Annotated in this window: 1 protein-coding gene; it reads left to right on the top strand. The window is 36.2% G+C overall.

Going from position 1 to position 2365, the window contains the following annotated elements; translation table 11 throughout:
* Positions 1–2365: amino acid adenylation domain-containing protein (locus AC1RRN_RS21405; protein WP_492969250.1), on the top strand; the 2365-nt coding region annotated here is incomplete at both ends.

Here is a 2365-nt window from a genome sequence, read left to right as displayed (position 1 = left end):
GTATCTAAAACCCCTGATAACGTGGCTGTGGTTTTTGAGGATACCCAGTTGAGCTATCAGGAGTTAAATGCGAAGTCGAACCAGCTGGCGCATTATTTAATACAGCACGGAGTAGGCTTGAATTCAAAAGTTATATTATGTTTTGATGATGTTATTGACCTTCAGATTATAGGATTGCTTGGAATAATAAAAGCAGGAGCCGTATATGTTCCTATTGAACCAGATTATCCTCATGAAAGAATTAAACATATAATTGATGATACAGAGGCCAGATTTATATTTACCAGTAGCAGTAACTTAGATATTTTTAATGGCACAGGTGCTAATGTCATATTTTTGGATCAGTTTGACTTTGATAAAAAAATAACTAAAAATAAATTAAAAATAAATCAAAATAATTTTTGTTATATTATATATACCTCTGGTTCTACCGGAAAACCAAAAGGAGTGTTGGTAAGTCACAAAAACCTAATGGATTATCTGTTTGGTTTGTCTGAGAAAATCGCATTGAAAGAAAATAATTCGTTTGCCATGATGTCGACTATATCTACAGATTCTGGTATAACTGTTTTGTTTGGTTCGTTAGTTTTAGGAAAAACTATCCATATGTTTGCAAAAAATTCATTAAGAAACATACCTTTTATTCAACAATATTTTAGAGAGAACAAAATAGATTGTATAAAGATAGTTCCGCCATACTGGAAGTTTTTAAATGAAAATGAAGCGATGCCGGCACCCGAGAGAATGATTGTTTTTGGGGGAGAAGAACTTACAAATGATATTGTAGATTCTGTTCGAAAAAAAGATCCAAATGTTATTCTGATTAACCATTATGGACCTACCGAAACAACTGTTGGGAAGTTATTATATATTATAAATGATAATAAAGATAGAAAACATATTCCAATAGGTAAGGCATTTTCAAATACACGATTATATGTGGTCGATAAAAATGCTATGATTTGCCCAATTGGAGTTTACGGTGAACTTCTTATAGGAGGAGATGGAGTATCTGAGGGCTATTTAAATAATTCAGGATTAACTCAGGAAAAATTTATAGAAAATTATTTAGACGATCATACAGGCAAGTTATACAAAACAGGTGATTTAGTTGTCATGCTTGCTGATGGAAATATCGAATTTAAAGGAAGAATAGACAATCAGGTTAAGATATTTGGACATAGAATTGAATTGAATGAAATTGAGCGAGCTATTAATGAATTTCAATCAATTAAAACAAGTTTTGTACATGTGAACAAAGATAAAAATCTTATTGCTTATGTTGTAACAGATAGCAATATTGATAAATCGGATTTGAGAAGTTTCCTTGAGAAGAAGCTTCCTGATTATATGGTTCCTGGCTTTTATGTTGAGCTTGATGCGCTGCCAATGACACCAATGGGGAAAATAAACCGTAAGGGCCTTCCTGATGTTTCGGGAGAGGATTTGATCCGCAAGCAATACGTAGCCCCACGAAATGTAATAGAAGAGCAGCTGGCAGTTATCTGGCAGGATGTGCTTGGGGTTGATAAGATAGGGATCACCGACAATTTTTTTGAGTTGGGCGGTCACAGTCTTGTAGTTGCCCAGGTGATCAACAGAATGTATAAGCAGTTGGGCAGAACGGTATCGTTCAAAGTATTTTTTTCTCATCCGAGCATAGCGGGATTAAGCGGGGAATTACAACAGGAACAGTACATTTCTATCCCCCGTTCGGCTGTAATGGAGTCTTATCCAATGTCAGCCTCCCAGGAGCGTTTATGGATTTTGAGCCAGTTCGAAGGAGGATCTCTGGCTTATAATATGCCTGCAGCTGTACGATTGAAAGGGATGGTTGATGTTGATAAATTCGAAAAATCATTTAAGGGTCTGATAAGGCGTCATGAGATTTTAAGAACTGTTTTTAAAACCACAGCAGAAGGAGAAAACCGTCAGTATATCATTTCGGAGGAATCACTGGATTTCAGTATTACCCTTGAGGATTACAGCCTTCTTGATAATCAGGACGAAATTATACTGAATTACCTGGAACAGAAGAACAATGTTGCTTTTGATTTAGAGCAGGGTCCCCTTGTAAGGGCGTCTTTGATTAAATTAAAAGAATCAGATTATGTTTTTTTCCTTTCGATGCACCATATCGTAGGGGATGGCTGGTCTGTGGAGCTTCTTGTCTCGGAGATTGTAAAGACCTATAATGCACTGATACAGGACAGAGCGATTGATTTAGGAGAATTAAAGATTCAGTATAAGGATTATGCTGTGTGGCTTAATTCTGAAGAGCAGCAGGTAAAAAGCCAGGGTTCTGAGCAGTATTGGCTAGATCAGTTTAAAGGGGATCTTCCAGTTTTGGAACTTCCGAGTTTTA

Source organism: Flavobacterium sp. GW821-FHT11G01 (assembly GCF_058808175.1).
This window is presented reverse-complemented; position numbering and strand designations above follow the sequence as displayed.